Below are 20,434 nucleotides of genomic sequence, written 5' to 3'. Positions count from 1 at the left end.
TTTGCCCCGGGCTTCCTGATATTGCTATTAAACGGCGATTGAAAATATGCGTCACCACCAAAACCCAGCGTAAGAAAAATTTGTTACCTAAGTGATATGAATAACAAAGCGGTATCAGCATTACTGATCGGGCTCAATTTTTTGTTATTGATCGCCTATCTTGATCAGGGTTTCGTAACCGAAGATGAGGGGATCCGTAATATTTATCTGGTAATAGTTTATCTGTTTGTCACTTGCCTAGTAACATGTATTTTTTATAGGCAGACACGCAGAACGGCTTTTTTTTGGGTTACGGTGGTCGTTTCTATTGCCTTTGTTTTAGCGACCGTGTTTTACTTGTATTTTTTGGCCTTAGGGCATGCCAGTTGGAGATGAAGCGATTAAATTTACTGAATAAAGGATTGATGATGCTTGCCGTGGTCATGGCCATCCTTCTCCTTTTTAAAATATTTTCTTACAAATCGTGGGAGCGATACTACTATACCTCGTCCGTCTCCAATCCGGAAGCATTCCCAATTCATCTATTTGGCATCGCGTTCATCATGGAGAACGGAGAGTATAGTGGAGACTTCTACAATGACCTGGACATCATCAATTCGTTTAATTCTGATTGGGGACGCGGAACAAGTTATGAGGCTTATAATCCGCAATTTCTGCCGAAGAGCCTGTTCGTAGAATATATGGATTTTCGTACCCAAAAATACTACATAGATACCATCATTCTTCCTAAAGAAAAGATGTATCAGTCATTTGAAATCGCTAAAAAGCAAAACAAGCTCAGCGATCTTGCATACGGGCGCCGGAAAATGGGGCTTTCCTTTCATGTAGGTATCGCTAATGATGGTAATATTCTCATCTGGCTGCTTGGAGATGATTACCAGCTTGAGCTTTATCGGAAAAAGATACATCCCAAACCATTCACGGGCAATGTCGTTTCAAAGAAAGAGCCGGAACCTGTGGGAGCTAATAAAAGTCAGATCAATTATTTTGCGGATGTGCCAGATAGTCTAAAACGGAAAATAATGGAATTAAAAGTGGATAACGTAGAATATAAAGATAGTGTTCCTGTATATTTCGATCAGCTCCGGCCATGATACCGACCCAATCAAATTAAATTAACCATTATTTTAGAACGTAGAAATGTGCAAAATAAAAAAGATCAATTATTTACTAATGGTTGTAAGTGTATTACTATCATGTACGCCTTCCAGCAAACCCGGGGATGATGAAATGATATGGTTGGTAACCCAACCTCAGGTGGAGCTGCACAAAACCGCAATCACAACAATTTTTTTCAGGCATAAACCCGATAAAGGAAGTATTAAAGTTATATCGGGTAATGAGCTGGATATTGATTTTAATGGTTCGGAAATAGAGAGAGGGATCAAATATGATAAAGCCAATTATTATTACGAATATGAATTCACAGCAGGAAAATTGGGTAAGTCTGCAACTCCGGTAATTGAAATAAAAGTAAACGGAAACACTTATAAAAGTACGCCCGGTTTGATTGAAGTGGTAGAAAAACTTAAGGTGGATAGCAACGCTATAAGAATGGTGTTGTCATCCGATAAAAACCAGTATAAACTCGGTGATACCGTATTGCTTTCTTTGGATACGTATGCCAAATTTGTTAATTACAGCAGGTTCACTCCAGATGATCTGGTCAAAAAGGGCGCACGGGATGCACTGTTCGCAATCATAGCGGAGGGAAATGTAGATTATGAGGTTGGCATTCAGGGATTCAAAGCGTATATCGATGCTAATTTTAACGTGGTCAATTTTGACTGGAATGTTAATGACGTAAACAAAAGAATGTCCACCCTTGAAAATAGCGTTTATATAAAGAACCCTATTTTTACCATGAAGTTGATACCCAAACGTAAAGGTCAATATACCATCAACAGCAGCCGCTTTGATTACAAGATATATCCTTATACGGATGCTTTTAAGGAAGAGCTTTTAGAATCAGATAAAGCGCTAAGAACTAAAAACAAAATAGAAGTCACTTCAAATCAACTGAATATAACCGTTTCACTGTAAATTTGCATTTACATGATCAAAATTTCATAGATCTCCGGATGAACCGCGTTAGGCGGTCGATGACTGTTCACAGCAACGCGAATGTCGCCGACTTTAGCGGCACGAAACATAACACTAAAGCTGATTGGTTCCTTGGGTCGGGGCGATTCTATACCTGCTCCAAAAACATGGTCAAAATCTGCGAAAGTCAGCTGTCTTTGTAGATGTACTGGTAGCTGGATGATAATATGAGGGAAATCTTTGTTGCGCACCACACACACTTTCACCATGTTCGAGTCAGCATGTATAGACAAGGTGTCAACTTCAACAAGGCTGTATTTTTCAGCCCAATCGCGCAGTAAGTTGCTGCTGGTATCCTGCGCGTGTTTGCCTTCCACCTCAGCCAGTTGCTTAATGATATTCATTAAAGCATTTTTATCAACCGGCTGCCGGGATATTTTGTCGCCGTTACAGCTTAAACCAGCCATGGCAGTTACCATGAGCAGCGAAACGAAATTGCGATAAACAAATCTGTACATGAATATAATACAACGGTAGATCATCAGCAATGTTTGGATGTCAAAATAGAGAAGTCCGTACCGGTCACTGATCTGTGCTACCTTGATGATAACTCATCCATAACTGTTTTGATCTCCTGGTTGATCTCAAAGACTTGCTTCTGATCAGGATAAGTTCCATTTTGATAGGCATAGTAGTTTATTTGATAGCTTTTAATTCTGAGCTGGCAGTATTTGATTAACTGACGGTTCTTGCTATGAATACCGGATGATACATTGAGCTTATCCAACTCATTTATCAGGATGATGCCTTCCTGCCAATACCTGATACCTTGTTGCAGAGCAGGAAGCTGTTCTGCAGTAGGTCTATTGTCTTCTTCGCCCATCACCTCAATTGCTTTTGCTTCCAGTTGATAGAAGCTTTCCATTCGCTTAAAGTAGATAACGCGATCACTGCTTGCGAGGAAAATATAGGTACATGCTGACCCTGCAAGGACCAGTATTATTGCGCCTGCTATGACCAGCCGGTTGATTCTGGCATTATTTGGCTTCCTTAAAGCCGGCAAATAGAGGAAACCGATCAGCAACCCGCTTATCAGACCGCCTAAATGCGCTGCATTGTCGATGCCGCTCTTAAGGCTGCCATAAACCAGATTGTAAATCACAAACATGCCAATGCTGCTCAATAAGCCATTGCGCATACCGCGTTCGATGTGATTGGTACTCAACATCGCTAAAAAAACGCCATATAACCCGAATATGGCCCCGGAGGCGCCAGCGCTGATGGTGTAATCATGCCACCATAAACTAACCACGCTGGCAGCTATACCCGTTAACAAATAGGAACTCAAAAACTTTGCTTTGCCTAAAAAAGGCTCCAGCAGCATGCCTGCGAAAATGAGCGCATACATATTCAGCGCCAGGTGTATAATGCCGAAGTGAAGGAAACAACTGGTCAGCAAACGCCACCATTGTCCGTCAAGTGTGGCGACTGTTGCGTTGGCTCCCCAGGCCAGTAAGCTTTGTCCATCCGGATCTATAATAGAAATGCCGCTTTCAACCATGACCAGGAAGATCAGGATGTTCAGAATCACAAGTACAGGTGTAACGAAATAATTTTTAGCCGGCCGAAAGAAAACCCAGAAGCCGGTGATCAGGTTAAACTTCGGCCGGATGTCGGGCTTCAGCGTATCCTCATAAGGCGGTACAAAGTCTTTTTCGTATAGTGGATATTTCAGCCGGACTTCCTCTTCTGTAATTGCTGTTTTTAGCTTTTCGAAAGTTGCTACAAATTGCCTGACTGCGTTTTCATGCTGTCCGTATTCATTGGGCATGGCTGAAGCTGAATTACATTCGACCTTCAACTGATCGTCACCAAATTTGACTGTGATTTCCCCGTTCCAGGAAAAGCCATTGTTATTCGTGTAAGCGATCACACCTGCGTCAGAAACAAAACGAATGCGCCAGCCTAAAGACTTGACCGACTCAAATGCTGTGACCAGGCCATGTTTTTGGCTAAGCCCCGTAGTAGAAATGGTTTGCGTTGCTTTACCCATTAACTGAAGTATAATATCATGAGTGTATCGACCTTATTCATTTGCTTTTATAAACAATTCAAAACTGTTTTGTTCCGATATCGGTTATCAGAACAATTAAACGCATGAGTTCGTACCAGAAAGCCAGCTTGATCTCCGTTGATCAAGCGATCACCAAAGGCCGTAAAATGTTGCTATTGCCACGCATCCTGATGATTATCGGGTTATTCTTCTTCCTGTTTCCTATCGCGATGTTATTTATCGCTATTAAAGATGGTCCAAGTTTTTCAACAAATGCTTGGCTGATCGCAGCAAGTATCGTGATAGTATGCTTTTTCGTATGTTTTTACCTGCCGTTTCGGTTCTGGAGCAAGCGCACCACGCGCTGGAAGTTATGGGCATTTAACAATGTAGATAATGTGCATGAATTAAAGATAGCAGCCGTACAAGCAAACCTATGCCCGGCCTATGGCACGTTCATGGACAAAATACAGATTCAGTCTGCCAAAGAAAGAGAACAATGGCGTAAGCTACAGGACCGCTTCGACTTTCCTGATATTTTCAAAGACGACTCGACTATACCCTCCGTGACCGAGGTTTTTTATAGTAAAATGAATAGTGCCGTATATATTCTGTTTGGTCTACTTTTTTTAGGTATAGGTGGCGGAATAGAATATCTGGTGATAAAAAACAATGGCGATTTCACCTCGCAACTGATTCCCTTTGTTATCGTGATCGCGGCCATATGCTACATCGTGATCAATATCAAACGGATGCTGAAAAAGCAGCCGGAAATGGTTTTGGACAATCAGGGACTTACAACCCCCGGGACCGGCTTCCTCAACTGGGACCTGATCTTTAATGAAAAGGTGACCAGGACAGACCGCGGAAAAAGAGGCATCCTGTATACCTTCAGCTTCCAATATCCCGGCGGCTTAGTCAATATCGATGTCAGCGATTTCAACGTCAATAAAGCCAGGCTTGAAAGGCTGATACGTGTTTATAAAGGTCGTTTTGCGGCGGGACTAAGCTAATTATTTAAATACCTGGTCGGCCAGCAGGCCCAATACAAACCCACCAATAATATCGCCTCCTCCCAGTATAATGATCGGAATGGCCAGGAAGGTAAGGAAAAACAGGTTGTGTCTTTCGAATCTGTACAAAGTGCTTAGAACAGTGGCCCACCTCGCAATTGGTCAGTGATATGTTTAGTCTCGTCTTTAAACAGCACTAAGAAGAATAGGTCAACATGGGACAAGCATTTAATTGTCACTAATTGTCCGGGTTTTGAGATAAATCTTCCATTCGGTCAAGATCATGGCCACGTTGAAGGTCAGGCAAAAAATCACGACAAAATCGTAATGAAATCGGCAAAAAAACAACAGTAAGCACAATGCGGAACCTAGGGCAACTGTGATTATGAGGACGTACAACGTTCTGCCAACTAAAAACCTGGCTTGATCAAGTGAACGGCTGGGGTCTGTCCACAACATTAAACAACCAAGCGTTAATAATAAGCCAGCCGGTATCCAGGCGCCGGCATGCTCGACAATATGTTCATTTGATATCATCACTTCTTCCAAAATCCATCGTATATAGCTGAAGCAAACCAACAGGGGTACCCCGAATATAATGACCAGCGTAAGCAGATACACCGTCCAGAAAAAGCGATTTTTATTGTACGGTGGTTGTGATTTTTCTTCATAGGCTTTTAGGATAACCGGTTTGAAACGAGATGGTCGAAGGTTGTAAAGAACCAACATAATAATGTAAAACTGCAGTTCGAAAATGGCCAGGTGATACCCATTTATTGTATAATTAATGCTATCATATGATGGGTTCACCAAAAACAGTGATAGAACCAATAGCGCGATAATGTATAAACGAAATACGTGTACATACCAGCCATATAATTTCCATATCAAATGGGGGTTGCTCATCTATTAAATTTTCAACAGCAGAATTTGCTTGCGTCACCACTAATTAAAATTAACCAGAGTTCCGATGTTATTACTAACGTTCGTATTAATCAAATGTTCAATTCAAAGACGTTATGATTAACGATAATCCCATCGATCTCATACATTCTCTTTCCCTATAACTGTTTCATTCCTTTGTTAGGGTTTTTGCAATTAATTGATAAACTAATCTATTCAAGATTGTACCGGCAGGTTAATTTGATGTCCAGCCATTTTTTCATCGGACATAGGATGAAGACGCTCACTCGTTTTGTAAAAACAATGCAATTCGGCGTTACGCCCACCAGCACTTTTTCCCGGTGAGCCACCTCCGTCAGTACTTTAGAGGCTGATCCGCTGGCAATAATGCCGGTATCGAAACGCTGCACCAAAACCTCTTGGAATACATTTTGTTAATTATAGGAAATTAAATCATTTACCTATGAGCACAAGAGGAAGTAAGGTGGAAAGGAATTCGGTATGAGCAGCGCCTTTGTTAAAGAAAGCGAAAATGAGCAGCTAAAAGACATCGCTCCTAATATGGCCTCCCTGCTGATCTTTCTGAAAAGGGAGAACGGCGGTGCTGTGCGTGAACTCCATACCCGCTTCAGTGATAAACATCAGAAAGAAGTGCACGAGATGAGCGATGGCCTCGGCTATATGCTCAACGACCGGAATCAATGGCAGGTGATCTTGGATTAGATGATGAAGATCGCCACTTACAATATTAACGGGATCAACGGCAGGCTTGACAGTCTGCTAAGCTGGCTTGAAGAAGCCGGTTCGATATGATTTGTTTACAGGCACTTAAAACGGAGGTCATCAATTTCCGAAGCCAATTTTAAGCAGCAGGTTGGGAACTGCAAACTACGCTGGTTTAAACGACTTGGTGAACATGTTAAGTATCTGCGGAACCGGGACTTACCTGTGATCCTTATTTGCGGTTATTAGGTAATGCCTACCAATCTGGTCACCTGCTCATATATGATTAAAAGCCCATTCGATGATTTGAGTGATAGCGTTAAGTATGGCTTGCTGGTCTGAGGCTTCGTTAAGCTGGAGGTCGCAGAATTTGTGTTCGTTGTGGCGGGTGTGGAGGATGCTGTAGTAGATGCCGCCGACGAGGAGGGCGCTGATGGCGCGGAGGTTGTTTTGGGGGATGTGGTTGTCAATTTTTCAAAGAGGGCTTGTCCGACGTGTTCTCTTGCTATGTGGATGCTTTTCATGAGGCTTTTGGTGTTGAGTTCCCATAGGATGAGGTCTTGCATGTTGGGATGGCTGAGGAAGTAGCGGAACTGGTTTTGGAGCAGTTCGGTCAGTTGTTGCTGGAGTTCGGTTTGGCTGGGCTGTTGCAGATCGGTGATTGCTTGTGCCTGGATGAGCCAGTAATCGTTTTCGGTAATGTAGCTTTCGATGAGCCGGTCTTTGCCGCCGAAATAGCGGTAGATGAGTTTTTTATTTACGCCCGCTTGTCTGGCGATGCGGTTGATGCCAAGTGCTGCAGGTCCTTCCGTGGCTAAAAGCTGTCCTACGGCGGCGATTAATTTTCCTTTGGTTTGGGCTTTGTCCTTGCTTGCTTGATCCATTTGTCAAATTCTCCTGGAAATATGTTTATTCTTCCATCCTGATAGGCAAGGTGGGTGATTTTGCTTATTAGGCAATCATATGGCTTACTTATTCGTTATATTTTTATGGTCAGCGGCCCGTTTTACTAACTTTTACAGCAGAAATTAGAAATTTTGCTTGTATGTGACCACTACGGAGTATAAGGGTAGCTTAAATTCAGAGTTAAACAATAGTTAACACATGGATTTATCGAAAGCGAGTTTCAAGGATTTTGAAAACATGGCCTCACCGCTAAAAAGCTATCAAGATATAAAAGCCGCTAAATAGAGAGATTTAGCGGCTTTTTTGTTTTTGTCCCCACAGTCTCACCCCTGATAAGAATCTTAGTTTACAACCAGTACATACTGGTTAGTTTTGAATTGTTTTTGCTTCTTTAGGTTAGTATAGATTTCAAAATGGGGTGAAGCAAAATCATTTGCTTTAATATCGATCATTATTTATACTGACTTATTTGTCAGAAATTTTTATTATTTTGTTTTTTATATTTTTTTGTCACCCAAAAGTTACCTAAATTTCAAGGCTGCTTTACATGTGTAACACGCCTTGGTAAACGCACCACCAATTAATATGAATTCGGAGAAGGAAATATGGGATCGTTTTTTAGCGGGCGACCAGGTTGCCTACAGTCAAATACTTAAACAGTACTCTGGTAAAATGTTTAATTATGGCTTTAGGATGTGTGCTGACGAGGATTTGGTAAAAGACTGCATTCAGGATGTTTTTTTAACATTGTGGAACAGGAGAGTTAATGTAAACACAACAGATTCTATTACCTGGTATTTACTTAAGTGCACGAAAACAAGCATTTTGCGCGAGCAAAAAAAATGGATACGCAACGATGAAATAGTAAATGAGTATGCGTTCAATGTTGAGTTTGATGTAGAGACAAAATTAATAGCTGATCTGGATAATCTTAGTTTAGCTGATAGAATAAAGACAATTATAAACCAACTGCCTCCCCGGCAAAAAGAAATACTTTATTTAAGGTTCTATGAAAACCTAACTTTGGCTGAGATAGCAAATGTTATGGAACTTAACCCTCAATCAGTATATAACTTACTTCAAAAAGCGTATAAAAACTTTCGCGCCGAGTGGATTCCGATTGTGATTGCGATGTTTGAAATTTTAACGTACTGATTATCAGTGTTTTTTAATTTTTTATAATATTTTTTGGTTTTAGGAGGGTAGATTTTGTTGTAAATCGTCTTTTACCATTAAAACCAATTATAATTAATTAATGAACAATTACCGGAACTACGAAGTAGAGGATTTCGTTTGCGATGATTTTTTTATCGACTGGGTTTTAAATCCTAAGACGGATAACTCTGCTTTCTGGGATAATTGGCAAAGAACAAACCCTGACAGGGCTAAGTACATTCAGAACGCCAGAGCTATTTTATTAGCCATACGCGTTAAGGAAAACAATGTGCAACTTACCGAACGCGAAATTGAAAACCTTATTCAAAATGTGCAACTACGCATTGCAGAAGAAGAAGTTGCAGAGGCTCCGAATAAAACAACGCTTAGTTTTTTATGGCTTAAAGTAGCGGCAAGTATTGTTATTTTATTTTCTTTAGGAATTGCGTATAACTACATAAAAAATGAAGGTAGCGCCCGAAATCATGATTTAGCTACAGGTAAAGTTAGAGAAGTTGAATTTACGAGGATACGTAATACTTCAAAAGAAGGCCTTGTTGTTAACCTTGCCGATGGTAGCATAGTAGTATTAAGACCAAATTCTACCTTATCATTTCCTAAAATATTTGTTGATTCTACCAGGGAAGTAACCTTAGATGGTACGGGGTTTTTTGAAGTGAAAAGAAATCCGAAGATGCCTTTTATTGTACATGCCAGGAGTATAACAACCCGGGTTTTAGGTACCAGTTTTACAGTTAGCTCAGCCGTTAATCAAGCAAGCAAAGTAATAGTTTACACCGGTAAGGTAATGGTCAATCGCGCAGATAACAAAAAAACTAATAAATGGGTGGTTATAACGCCTAATCAACAAGTTACTTATGTGCCGTCTATTGAAGAACTAAAAAAAGACACGGTGCTTAATCACCAACCTTTGTCTGTTGACGTAGCCAGCCATGTGTTTATTTTTAATGAAACACCTTTTGCCGATGTTATTGAACAGCTTGAAAGGGCATACAACATAACAATTGATTACAGCGAACATAAGTTTGGTAAAACTTCTGTTTCGGGAGACATAAGTAAACTGCCGCTTGATGAGAAAATTCAATTTATTTCTAAAGCCGTTAACGCTAAATGCCAAATTGAAACCGGCAGGGTAAAAATTTATTAGAAAACACCAATTGTATATAAAATAATAAACCAATTACAAACCTTAAACAATAAGAGATATGATTAGAAAAGATACTTAACAAAAAACGGCAGTATGTCCATACGGCCGTTCAAAAATCCCATTCATAATGGCTTCTCACACACATTAAAGCACCTTGTTAAAGGTGTTAAGGGGATTTTTTTTGCATGATTAATAAGATTTATCAACCATAAACCAAAAGTATGAAATTAAAACCTCTGATTATAACTTTTATGAGGATTACTTTTTTACAATTAGTGCTTATTCTTACAATGATAGGGACATCCCTTGCTAAGGATGGAAAGGCGCAAATTGCATTACAACAGATCATCAGTATAAACGAATCAAACGTACAGCTGAGAAGTGTACTATCTGAACTGGAGGAAACTTACAATGTTAATTTCTTTTACAGTGATCAGTTAGTAAACGCTAAACAGCGTGTGAACGTTGTTGCCAGGCAGAAAAAACTGGGCGATGTGCTTAAGGATCTTTTTGACCCGCTAAACTTAACGTTTGAAAGCGTTAATGGTGTAATTGTAATTAAAAATAGCGGCAAAATTGAAGCCGCTGCAGATATTGCAGTTACAGGAAGGGTAGTTGAAGAAAAGACGGGCCAGCCACTAACAGGCGTTACTGTAAAAATAAAAGGTACAACAATAGCTGTAGCAACAGATATCGACGGTTTTTACAAGATCACTGTACCAAATGCGGAAACCGTGTTGGTTTTTTCGTTTTTAGGTTATGACGATGCCGAAAGAAAAGTGGGTACAACCCGAAATATCAACGTAACCCTTAAAGAAAAACTAAGCAATCTTGACGAAGTAATTATTGTTGGCTTCGGTCAGCAAAAAAAGGAAAGCGTTGTTGGAGCTATATCTCAGGTATCGGGCAAAATTTTAGAGCGAACCGGCGGTGTTACCAGTTTAGGTGCTGCATTAACGGGTAATATTCCCGGTCTGGTAACCACAGCAACTACAGGTATGCCCGGCGAAGAGAACCCTACTATATTAATTAGGGGGCAAACATCATGGAATAATAGTGCCCCATTGGTATTAATAGATAACATTAAACGTTCAATTAACGACATTGATATAAATTCGGTAGCCACTATTTCGGTATTGAAAGATGCCTCTGCAACTGCAATATTTGGTGTTGAAGGTGCTAACGGTGTTATTTTGATCACCACAAAAAGAGGACAAGAGGGCTCGGCTAAGGTTGATGTAAATTTGAACGTTACTGGTAAAACGGTATCAAAACTGCCTAACAAATATGATGCTTATGATGCGCTACGTCTAAAAAACAAAATTGTTGAGTATGAGTTGAGCACAGTTCCGGGCGTTTGGTCGTTTATTACCCCTCAGGATATTATAAACAAGTATAGAAATCAAACAACCCAGGAGCAAAGAGAGCGCTATCCTAACATTGATTGGCAGGATTATCTTTTCAGAGACTACGCATTGTCAACCAACCCCAATGTTAACATTTCGGGCGGTTCAAAATTTGTTAAATATTTTGCCAACGTTGATTATGTGCACGAAGGTGACCTTTTCAAAACAATGGATGTTGGAAGAGGGTATACACCAAAATTTGAGTACAACAGGCTTAACTCACGTACCAATTTTGATTTTCAACTTAGCAAAAGCACATCCCTTAAAGTTAACTTATCGGGTTCAAACGGGGTTAGAACTTCGCCGGGTGGTGTAGGTGCAGACAACGTTACCAATTTAATGTCGGGTGTGTACTTTATGGCTGGCGACGTATTTTACCCGCGCTATTCTGACGGTAGCTGGGGCTATTTCCCTCCGGCGGAGGTGGAAACACCTAATCCCGCAAAGGAACTTGCTACTGCCGGTGTCCGCGACAGAGTTGATACCCGGTTATATACAGACTTTTCTCTTGATCAGGATCTTGGTTTTATTACAAAAGGTTTAAAATTTCGTGGCACGTTAGCGTGGGATTATAATTTCCGCGAAAATGGCAGAGGTATAGCAGATGGAGCTGATGGTTTCCGTAAGTATATTGACCCACTTACAGGTACGCCTACTTACAAGTATTTGCTTGATGCCAATACAAACTTTGACTGGATGCCTTCATTAACATGGAGCTCTCAAGGCGGTTCAATGGACGATGGCTTTACCTCACGTAACCTAAACTACCAGATGCAGCTTAATTATGCAACCACAGTTTTAAAAAAGCATAATGTTACCTTGATGGGTACTTTCCTTCGCCGTGAAAACGCAGGTGGCGGTGGTATCCCCGGATATCGTGAAGACTGGGTATTTAGAACCACTTACAATTATGCCGGTAAGTACTTGCTTGAATACAATGGCGCGTATAACGGATCTGAAAGATTTGCTCCTCAATACCGTTTCGGCTTCTTCCAATCAGGAGCTATAGGTTGGTTAATTAGCGAAGAGAAATTTATTAAGGAAAATGCAAAGTGGATTGACATGCTGAAGGTTAAAGGCTCGTACGGACAGATCGGTGATGACTCGGGCAGCCGCTGGTTATACATGGACATTTGGGCTTCCGGAGGCAATACTGCTTTAGGAATATTTCCTGGTGCGGGCGAGACAAGCCCATACCCATGGCTTAGACGAACCCAGATAGGCAACCCAAATGTTAAATGGGAAACTGTTACTAAAAAGAACGTAGGACTGGAATTTTCAATTTTCAAAGGTCTGATCTCAGGTAGTGTTGACGTTTTTGAAGATTACAGAACCAATATCCTTATTGCAGGCGGGCAAAGGGCCATGCCATCATACTTCGGCGTTACACCTCCAACATCTAACTTAGGTAGAGTAAGGGCTAAAGGCTATGAGATTGAATTGCGTTTTAGTAAAAACGTTTCAAAATCAACTCGCGTATGGATGAACGCAAACCTTACTTATGCCAAAGACAGGATTGAGTTTGCTGATGATCCGGCCTTACGTCAGGGCTTTCTTAACAGAGCCGGCTACGCAAACGGGCAAGCTACTTCTTATATTTCTAACGGAAACTACAATACCTGGGACCAGGTTTACGGAGCAACGCCATATGTAAACAGCGATAGCAAAATTCCCGGGGGAATGTTTATAGTTGATTTTGACGGCGATGGTGTGATAGACTTTGACCAGGTGCCTTATGGTTACTCGGGCAATCCGCAACATACATTAAGTATGTCTTTCGGTGTTGATTGGAAAGGTTTCAGCGGTTTCTTCCAACTATACGGTGTGAATAACGTATCCCGCTACGTAAATCAGGAAAGCTTTACCCGTACCTACAGAAATACAGCTTATGATGTTGGCAGCTATTGGTCTAAAACCAATACAAATGCCGATGCGCAAATGCCGCGTTTATACTCTTATCCACACGTAAGCTACCTGGGAGACCAGTTTATGTACGACGGATCTTACATCCGCTTGAAAAATGCAGAGATCGCTTATACTTTCAATAACGGTTTGATAAAGAAAATTGGCATAAACTCTTTAAGAATGTTCCTGAACGGTAACAACCTTTGGATGTGGTCAAGAATGCCGGATGACCGTGAGTCAAATACGGCAGGCGGTACTACGGTTAACAACGCTTATCCTACTGTAAGGAGATTTAACCTGGGTATGAGAATTTCTTTATAAGATAATTTAAATATTAAAAATATGAGAAGATATATATACAAGAGCCTGTTTATTTGTTTGTTTTCAGGAACTTTATTGACGTTGGGTTCATGCAAAAAATTTCTTGATAAGGAACCTGCTACCGACGTTGATCCAACTTCGTTTTACCGCAATTTTTACAATTTTCAGGGTTTCACAGAGGAGTTGTATAACTGTATTCCGGTTATGGATAAACGTGAATATAATAACATGTGGAACTGGGGTGAAGAAGAAGTAAACAGCCCTAACGGAAAAAATGAGTTGCTGGCACGCATGGACCGCGGCGACTTTTGGATCTCAACCGGGTATTTTTTAGATGGCCCACATAACTCAGGTGGAGATAGATGGAATCATTTTTTATGGTCGAGCTCATGGTATGGTATACGCAAAGCTAATCAGGGCCTTGCCAACTTATCTAAACTAACCAATGCTACACAGGAAGAAAAAGACCTGATAGCTGGACAGCTTTATTTCTTCAGAGCATGGTTCCACTTTGAGTTAGCCTGCTACTGGGGAGGTATGCCATATATTGATACAGAACTTGCTCCGGATGTAACGCCACAATTACCAAGACTGAAATGGCAGGAAATGGCTGACAAAATAGCCGCCGATTTTAAAAAAGCTGCAGACCTGTTGCCTGTTAAATGGGATGACACCGAAGCCGGAAAAGCAACATCAGGATATAACGAGTTGCGTATAAATAAAATTATGGCTATGGCCTACCTTGGCAAAACCTATTTATATGCAGGCAGTCCGCTAATGAACAAGGTATCAAAAGGTGCCGCAACTTACGATTTGGATTATACCAAAAAGGCTGCTGAGGCTTTTGGGGATGTATTGAAAATGGTTGAAAATAACCAAACGCAGTACAAACTGGTGAATTTCAGCCAGTATTCAGAGATTTTGAGAACTAACGGTCAAAATGGTAAAATGCCAGGATTAACAGAGGCAATATTCCGCGGTCCGGCTTACAATGGCCCAGATGGTACAGCCTGGTCTTTAGACAAGCAATATCTATGTGCCCGCATTTTGTTTGACCGCAGCTGGTCGCTTTATCCAAGTGCCAACTATGCTAATTATTTTGGAATGGCAAATGGTTTACCTATTAATAATGACAACAGTTCGTCAACAGCTGATGCAGAATCTGGCTATGATCCTCAGTATCCCTGGAAAAATCGCGATCCACGTTTCTATTTAACTTATGCCTTTGATACACAGCGAATGGTTTTAGGTAACCTTGGTGCGAACGAGGGTTGGAGATATGCAAATTTAGCTACATACGGCGGAACCGATGAGGAGCGCAGATGGTCATACAGGGTGCCTGAAACAGGAAGTCCTACCGGTTATTTGTTAATAAAATTTGATCCGGTTGGTTTTAACAAGTTTGATAATCAATTCGTTTCACATCATATACATATACCATGGATGCGTTTAGCAGATATATATTTAATGTATGCAGAAGCTGTGGCAATTGGTTATGGTTCTCCATCGTCATCGAGCACTTCGTTTGCCGGATATACCGCATTGGATGCAGTAGACAGAATAAGAGAGAGAGCTACCGTAGGTAAATTTGCACCTAAATTTAGAACAAGTACTGCCGCTTTTATGCCTGAATTACAACGCGAACGCGCTGTTGAACTGGCTTGGGAAGGACATAGATTTCATGACTTACGCCGTTGGTTATTATGGGATAAATATCCTTATAACATAAAAACTGCTATTGAATTTGACCGTGCCGAAAAAGTAAACTTTAACAAGGTTGATCCAAAAGCTAACAAAGTTCTCAATATCAGAGATGTTGTTATAATTGACAGAAAATATACCGACAAGCATTACTGGCTTCCAATCAAACGAACAGATGTCAACATTTATCCGGGTTTTCCGCAAAATCCAGGATGGTAACAGGTTAGTAACTAAATGTTGATATAAATAAAGACAACAATGAAAATATTTAAAGTAAATATATTGTTGCACCTCGTACTTGCTTTATTTTGTTTGAAACTGAAAGCTCAGCAAACCAAACAAGGTGAACTAAATGCCAGGGTGCAAAACTCAAAAGGCGAGCCTGTGCAGGGTGCGTCTGTAATAAGCCTGGGGAATGAAATTACCAATACAGACAAGGAAGGCGCATTTTCTATAATTACAACACCTGGTAAGCGCCTTGTTATAACTGCGCTGGGATATCAGTCGTTAACTATAGATGCTGATACAACGCTGAAGTTGATTACACTTAAATCTGAAGCAGATCAGGTTCAGGTTGCTTTTCAAAAGCAAGACAGATCAGAGATATTAGGTGGTGTATCTAACTTCAACGTGGCAGAAATGCTGGAGAAAAATTATTACATGTCAACCAGTGATTATTTATCTTCCTTTCTACCAGGTTATAACGGTACTAATGGAAATGTTTGGGGCTCCGGTACGCTAACTATGGTTGACGGTGTGCCACGCGACATTGGCAACGTACTACCAACTGAGATAGACCAGATAACCTTATTAAAAGGAGCGCAAGCCGTTGCGCTGTACGGCAGCCAGGCCAGCAGGGGTGTTTTAATTGTAACTACAAAACGTGGTACCTCGGGGCAGGATGCATTTAAAGTACGGTTTAACGCCGGTGTATTTACACCAAGAGGTTACCCTGATTATGTTGGCGCCGCCGAGTATATGACATTGTACAACGAAGCGAGGAGAAATGATGGTGCAGGAACGCTGTATGACGATGTGACCATTAATAACACCGCTTCTGGCAAAAACCTTTTCAGATATCCGGATGTAAATTATTACTCATCAGAGTTCCTGAAAAAATCAGTTAACAGAGCAGATGTAACCGCTGAGTTTAGAGGTGGAAATGAAAAGGCGCGTTTCTATGCCAACATGGGCTTTTACCAACAAGGCTCGTTATTAAATGTTGGTACAGGCAAAGACGAAGGCGTTTCGCGTTTCAATGTGCGTGGTAATCTTGATATTAAATTTAATAAAGCAATTACAGGTAAAATAAACGCGAGTTTGGCTTATTATGATACCAAAACCGCCAAAGGCAACTATTGGGGCAACGCGGCTACATTAAGGCCAAACTGGTACGCTCCGTTAATACCACTATCTGCAGTTGAAAACCCAAATGATCCAAAATGGCAAACGTTTAAAGATAGCCCTTTTCTTGTTGATGGCCAGTATTTAGTGGGTGGCCGCCAGGATATGACAACCACGCCATTTGGCGCACTGTACACGCAAGGGTTAGAAAAATATTCGTCCCGGCAGTTTCAGTTCGACGCCGGATTAAATTTTGACCTGGGTTCTGCTCTAAAAGGCTTAACTTTTAATACTGTATTCGGATTAGATTACTATAATCGTTTTTATTTATCAGAAAATATTAATGATTATTCTGTGCAGGTTGCCACCTGGAATGCAAATGATAAAATTACCAATATACAACGCTATGGTTTGGTTGATAAAGCTTCTCGTGGCAGATCACTAACTGATGCGTATCAACGTTTGGTAACTTTTTACTCTGGTCAGTTTAACTATAAAAACACCTTTAATAAAGTTCACAATGTGTCAGGTTTGTTGCTGGTAAATGCATTTTTAAGGCAAATATCCGAAGTTTATCACGGCGATGGAAATGCAAACCTGGGCTTTCAGGCGGGGTATAACTATGATCAAAAATATTATGTAGATTTTACAAGTAACTATGTTCATTCTGCAAAGCTTGAATCCCAAAATAGCAATGCATTTTCTCCGGTTGTAACTGTGGGGTGGAGAATGAGCAAAGAAAAATTCCTTGCAAAATCTTCTGTAGTTAACGACCTTAGGTTGACAGCCACTGCCGGTATTTTGCATACCGACATGGATTTTACAGAGTATTTTCTCTTTAGAAGCGCCTATGGTAATGGCGACGCATTTAGATTTAACGAAGGCCGTCAGTCAAATGGTACAAACGTACTACGAGGCGCTAACGCTAACTTAGTTTTTGTGCAAAGAAAAGAGTTAAACTTTGGAGTTGATGCAACATTGTTTAACAGATTGTTGCAGGTAAACGCTTCGTATTATCGCATTGAAATGAACGGCCTACCGCTTAAGAATGCTAATGCATATCCAAATTACTTTGTATTTGGCTCAACCAACTTTATTCCCGCAATTGAAAATTATAATAACAACCTGTATACCGGTTTTGATTTTGGCGCTTCAATTAACAAACGAGTTGGACAGGTTGGCTTAAACGTTGGTTTAACCGGAACTTACATCAATAACAAAGCCTTAAAACGGAGAGAAGTTTATGAGGCCAAATGGAGTTATTTATCAAGAGTAGGGCAACCGGTTGATGGTATCTGGGGATTGCAAAGTGACGGCTTTTTCATGAACCAGGCGCAGATAAACGCAAGCCCTTCGCAAACAGGTATAGCCGGATCAAGTTTAAGAGCCGGAGATTTGAAGTATGTTGACCAAAATGGTGATGGTAAAATTGATAATAATGATATTGTTTATTTAGCCCGTAGTACACCATCATTTATATTGGGTTTAAACATAACCGCCAAATGGAAGAACTTCACCTTGTTCATGTTGCTTAATGGAGCAACTGGTGGAAAAGGCAATAAAACGAACGATTATTTCAGAGTACGCCAGGAGAGAAAGTACTCAGAATATGTTAGAGACAGAACAATAATCAATAAAGACGTAAGCGGTAATTGGGAAGTAACTCAGTTAGGCGCATATCCACGCCTAACTACTACTGCCGGAGATAATAACTTCCGTGATTCTGATTTCTGGTTGTACGATAACAGTTACATCAATTTATCAAAAGTGCAGTTGTCTTATGATTTTCCTACAGGAGTTATCAAAAGTAAAATTGTAAAAAATTTAGGCGTGTATGTTAGCGGGTTTGATCTGTTAACTATTTCTAAAAACAGAAAGATACTTCAAACTAATATTGGAGCGGCTCCTCAGTTAACGTTTTTTAACCTGGGCGTAAAAGCAACCTTATAAGTTGAAACTAATAGAATTACGATGAAAAAAATAGCAATATTAATATTACTGATCACGGTATTTTCTGCTGGTTGCAAAAAAGATCTGATCGATCCCGCAAATGAGAACCTGCGCGGTAAGGATATTATTTACAATGAGCCCGGATTTGCCGCAGGCTTACTTACCAACGGCTACTTGCGTTTGCCTTACGATGATTTTGTATATGGGTTTAACGATGTGGCAACTGATGACGCTGTGTCAAATGATCCGACAAATGTTTTTTATGCTTTGGCAACCGGCCAATGGAGAAAGGACAATAACGCCATGGACTTTTGGACACGGGGACACAATGCGATACTTTACCTAAACCTTATTTTAGCTGAAGCCGACAAAGTAAAATGGGCAGAAGAGGAGCAAGCTTCTAAACTGTTTAAAATGCGTATAAAAGGCGAAGCGCATGGTTTGCGCGCAATTTTTATGTATTTTTTACTTCAGGCTCATGGCGGAAAAGTTGGTGGCAAACTTATGGGATTACCAATTTTGTCAAAGCCATCTGAGGAGATCACAGACTACAATTTACCCCGAGCAGAGTATAAAGAATACGTTGACTTTATTTATAAGGACATGCAGGCAGCAGAGGATATGTTACCTACAGACTACAATGATCTAAACGTAAATACCGGTGTTATACCTGCTAAATACGCGGCACAAGGCATTACTTCAATAGCAAGCTATAACAGGGTTATGGGTATGTTTTTTAGGGGCAGGGTTAACGGCCGAATTGTGAAAGCTTTCCGTTCAAGAGTAAGCTTAATGGCGGCAAGTCCTGCTTTTTTAAACGGTGAGGGAGATAGCTGGCAGAAAGCGGCATTAGCAGCTGCGGACCTTATCAATTTGAACAACGGCATTGCTGGTTTGCCGGCAAACGGTTGGACGTTTTATAACAATTCGTCAGAAATTAGCGCTATAGCTAATGGTTCTAATCCGCCCGAAATTATTTGGCGGGGGCGTACGCTTACGCATAGCAACATCAGCAGTACAATAGAGAAACAACACTTCCCGCCGTCTTTGTTTGGTAATGGGCGTCTTAACCCTACTCAAAACCTGGTAGATGCTTTCCCTATGAAAAATGGGTATCCAATAGACGATCTAAACGGTAATTATGATAAAAACAATCCATACAAAGATCGTGACCCACGCATGGATGCTTACATCACAGTAAATGGCAGCAAGGCTGGTGTTTCCAATACAACTATCTCAACAACTTCCGGAAATGATGGCGTAGGAGTTTTAGCTACATCAACTGTAACAGGTTACTACATGCGTAAACTGCTTAATCAAGCAACTAACCTTAATCCTGCAACACCTCAAACTAAAATGATGTATGTTGCACGCCTACGTTATACCGAGATATATCTGAATTATGCGGAAGCTGCTAACGAAGCTTACGGTCCTGACGGTGCTGCACCCGGTGCTGCTTATACACCTCGTAATGTAATTGCAGCCATTCGTAAAAGAGCCGGAGTTGGTGGTAGCGCCGACCCTTATTTAGCATCTATCAGTTCTAAAGAGGCAATGCGAGAACTTATTCGTAACGAACGCAGGTTAGAGCTTTGTTTTGAAGGCAACAGGTTTTGGGATATCAGAAGGTGGAAGCTTGATTTAACCAAGCTTAATGAACCAATTAGAGGTATTGCAGGCAAAAATGCTTCAGGACAAACAGTTTATGATTTTACAGGGCCTTTTGCAATTGAAAGCCAGAAACGTGCATTTCAAAGCTACATGTACTATGGGCCGATACCTTATTTTGAAACATTAAAATTCTCTAACCTACCACAAAATGAAGGCTGGTAAAACGTGTATT

General features: G+C 40.7%; 15 protein-coding genes. 10 read left to right on the top strand and 5 right to left on the bottom strand.

The features are described from left to right. Nucleotides 1-371 precede the first annotated feature (371 nt). Nucleotides 372-1,094 (top strand): DUF2931 family protein, encoded by a 723-nt coding sequence (locus tag CLV57_RS11780; protein ID WP_100341611.1) that lies wholly within the window; start codon nucleotides 372-374, stop codon nucleotides 1,092-1,094. 46 nt (nucleotides 1,095-1,140) lie between these two features. Continuing rightward, a complete protein-coding gene (locus CLV57_RS11775; protein WP_100341610.1) occupies nucleotides 1,141-2,043 on the top strand; it encodes a BatD family protein in 903 nt (300 codons plus the stop codon). 8 nt (nucleotides 2,044-2,051) lie between these two features. Here the strand turns inward: CLV57_RS11775 and CLV57_RS11770 are convergent, their stop codons facing one another. After that, nucleotides 2,052-2,585, bottom strand: coding sequence for a hypothetical protein (locus CLV57_RS11770; protein WP_169927082.1), 534 nt, complete (start codon nucleotides 2,583-2,585; stop codon nucleotides 2,052-2,054). Between the two features lie 53 nt (nucleotides 2,586-2,638). Then, on the bottom strand, nucleotides 2,639-4,096 hold the full coding sequence (locus CLV57_RS11765) for a rhomboid family intramembrane serine protease (protein ID WP_100341608.1): 1,458 nt from the start codon (nucleotides 4,094-4,096) through the stop codon (nucleotides 2,639-2,641). Between the two features lie 104 nt (nucleotides 4,097-4,200). Here CLV57_RS11765 and CLV57_RS11760 point away from each other — a divergent pair, with 104 nt between their 5' ends. Next, complete coding sequence (locus tag CLV57_RS11760; RefSeq protein WP_100341607.1) at nucleotides 4,201-5,109, top strand: hypothetical protein; 909 nt, start codon at nucleotides 4,201-4,203, stop codon at nucleotides 5,107-5,109. Here the strand turns inward: CLV57_RS11760 and CLV57_RS18700 are convergent, their stop codons facing one another. Both CLV57_RS18700 and CLV57_RS11755 read right to left on the bottom strand, forming a co-directional pair. Further along, nucleotides 5,110-5,238, bottom strand: a complete 129-nt coding sequence (locus tag CLV57_RS18700; RefSeq protein WP_262497428.1) for a hypothetical protein — start codon at nucleotides 5,236-5,238, stop codon at nucleotides 5,110-5,112. A gap of 99 nt (nucleotides 5,239-5,337) precedes the next feature. Continuing rightward, nucleotides 5,338-5,838: a hypothetical protein gene (locus CLV57_RS11755; RefSeq protein WP_157799141.1), complete on the bottom strand. Its 501-nt coding sequence runs from the start codon at nucleotides 5,836-5,838 to the stop codon at nucleotides 5,338-5,340. Between the two features lie 675 nt (nucleotides 5,839-6,513). Between CLV57_RS11755 and CLV57_RS11750 the strand changes: the two genes are divergently transcribed. Further along, nucleotides 6,514-6,735: a hypothetical protein gene (locus CLV57_RS11750; RefSeq protein ID WP_100341605.1), complete on the top strand. Its 222-nt coding sequence runs from the start codon at nucleotides 6,514-6,516 to the stop codon at nucleotides 6,733-6,735. A gap of 245 nt (nucleotides 6,736-6,980) precedes the next feature. Here CLV57_RS11750 and CLV57_RS11740 read toward each other — a convergent pair whose 3' ends face one another. Next, nucleotides 6,981-7,619 (bottom strand): TetR/AcrR family transcriptional regulator, encoded by a 639-nt coding sequence (locus CLV57_RS11740; protein WP_100341604.1) that lies wholly within the window; start codon nucleotides 7,617-7,619, stop codon nucleotides 6,981-6,983. Nucleotides 7,620-8,226: 607 nt separating this feature from the next. On the opposite strand from CLV57_RS11740, the gene CLV57_RS11735 reads away from it, so the two are divergent. The 6 genes from CLV57_RS11735 to CLV57_RS11710 all read left to right on the top strand — a co-directional run bounded on the left by CLV57_RS11735 (nucleotide 8,227) and on the right by CLV57_RS11710 (nucleotide 20,424). Continuing rightward, complete coding sequence (locus tag CLV57_RS11735; RefSeq protein ID WP_157799140.1) at nucleotides 8,227-8,796, top strand: RNA polymerase sigma factor; 570 nt, start codon at nucleotides 8,227-8,229, stop codon at nucleotides 8,794-8,796. Between the two features lie 100 nt (nucleotides 8,797-8,896). Beyond that, nucleotides 8,897-9,964 (top strand): FecR family protein, encoded by a 1,068-nt coding sequence (locus CLV57_RS11730; protein ID WP_100341602.1) that lies wholly within the window; start codon nucleotides 8,897-8,899, stop codon nucleotides 9,962-9,964. A gap of 290 nt (nucleotides 9,965-10,254) precedes the next feature. Beyond that, complete coding sequence (locus tag CLV57_RS11725) at nucleotides 10,255-13,596, top strand: TonB-dependent receptor (protein WP_157799139.1); 3,342 nt, start codon at nucleotides 10,255-10,257, stop codon at nucleotides 13,594-13,596. 21 nt (nucleotides 13,597-13,617) lie between these two features. Further along, the gene (locus CLV57_RS11720; RefSeq protein WP_100341600.1) at nucleotides 13,618-15,516 is read left to right on the top strand and encodes a RagB/SusD family nutrient uptake outer membrane protein; all 1,899 of its coding nucleotides are present in this window, start codon (nucleotides 13,618-13,620) and stop codon (nucleotides 15,514-15,516) included. A gap of 39 nt (nucleotides 15,517-15,555) precedes the next feature. Beyond that, nucleotides 15,556-18,591 carry a SusC/RagA family TonB-linked outer membrane protein gene (locus CLV57_RS11715; RefSeq protein WP_100341599.1) on the top strand — a complete coding sequence of 1,012 codons (3,036 nt, stop codon included), beginning with the start codon at nucleotides 15,556-15,558 and terminating at the stop codon, nucleotides 18,589-18,591. Nucleotides 18,592-18,612: 21 nt separating this feature from the next. After that, nucleotides 18,613-20,424 carry a RagB/SusD family nutrient uptake outer membrane protein gene (locus tag CLV57_RS11710; RefSeq protein WP_100341598.1) on the top strand — a complete coding sequence of 604 codons (1,812 nt, stop codon included), beginning with the start codon at nucleotides 18,613-18,615 and terminating at the stop codon, nucleotides 20,422-20,424. Nucleotides 20,425-20,434: the final 10 nt, after the last annotated feature.

This window comes from Mucilaginibacter auburnensis (assembly GCF_002797815.1).
GTDB lineage: Bacteria > Bacteroidota > Bacteroidia > Sphingobacteriales > Sphingobacteriaceae > Mucilaginibacter > Mucilaginibacter auburnensis.
Note: the sequence above shows the minus strand (reverse complement) of the source record. Positions and strands in the feature narration are given on the sequence as shown.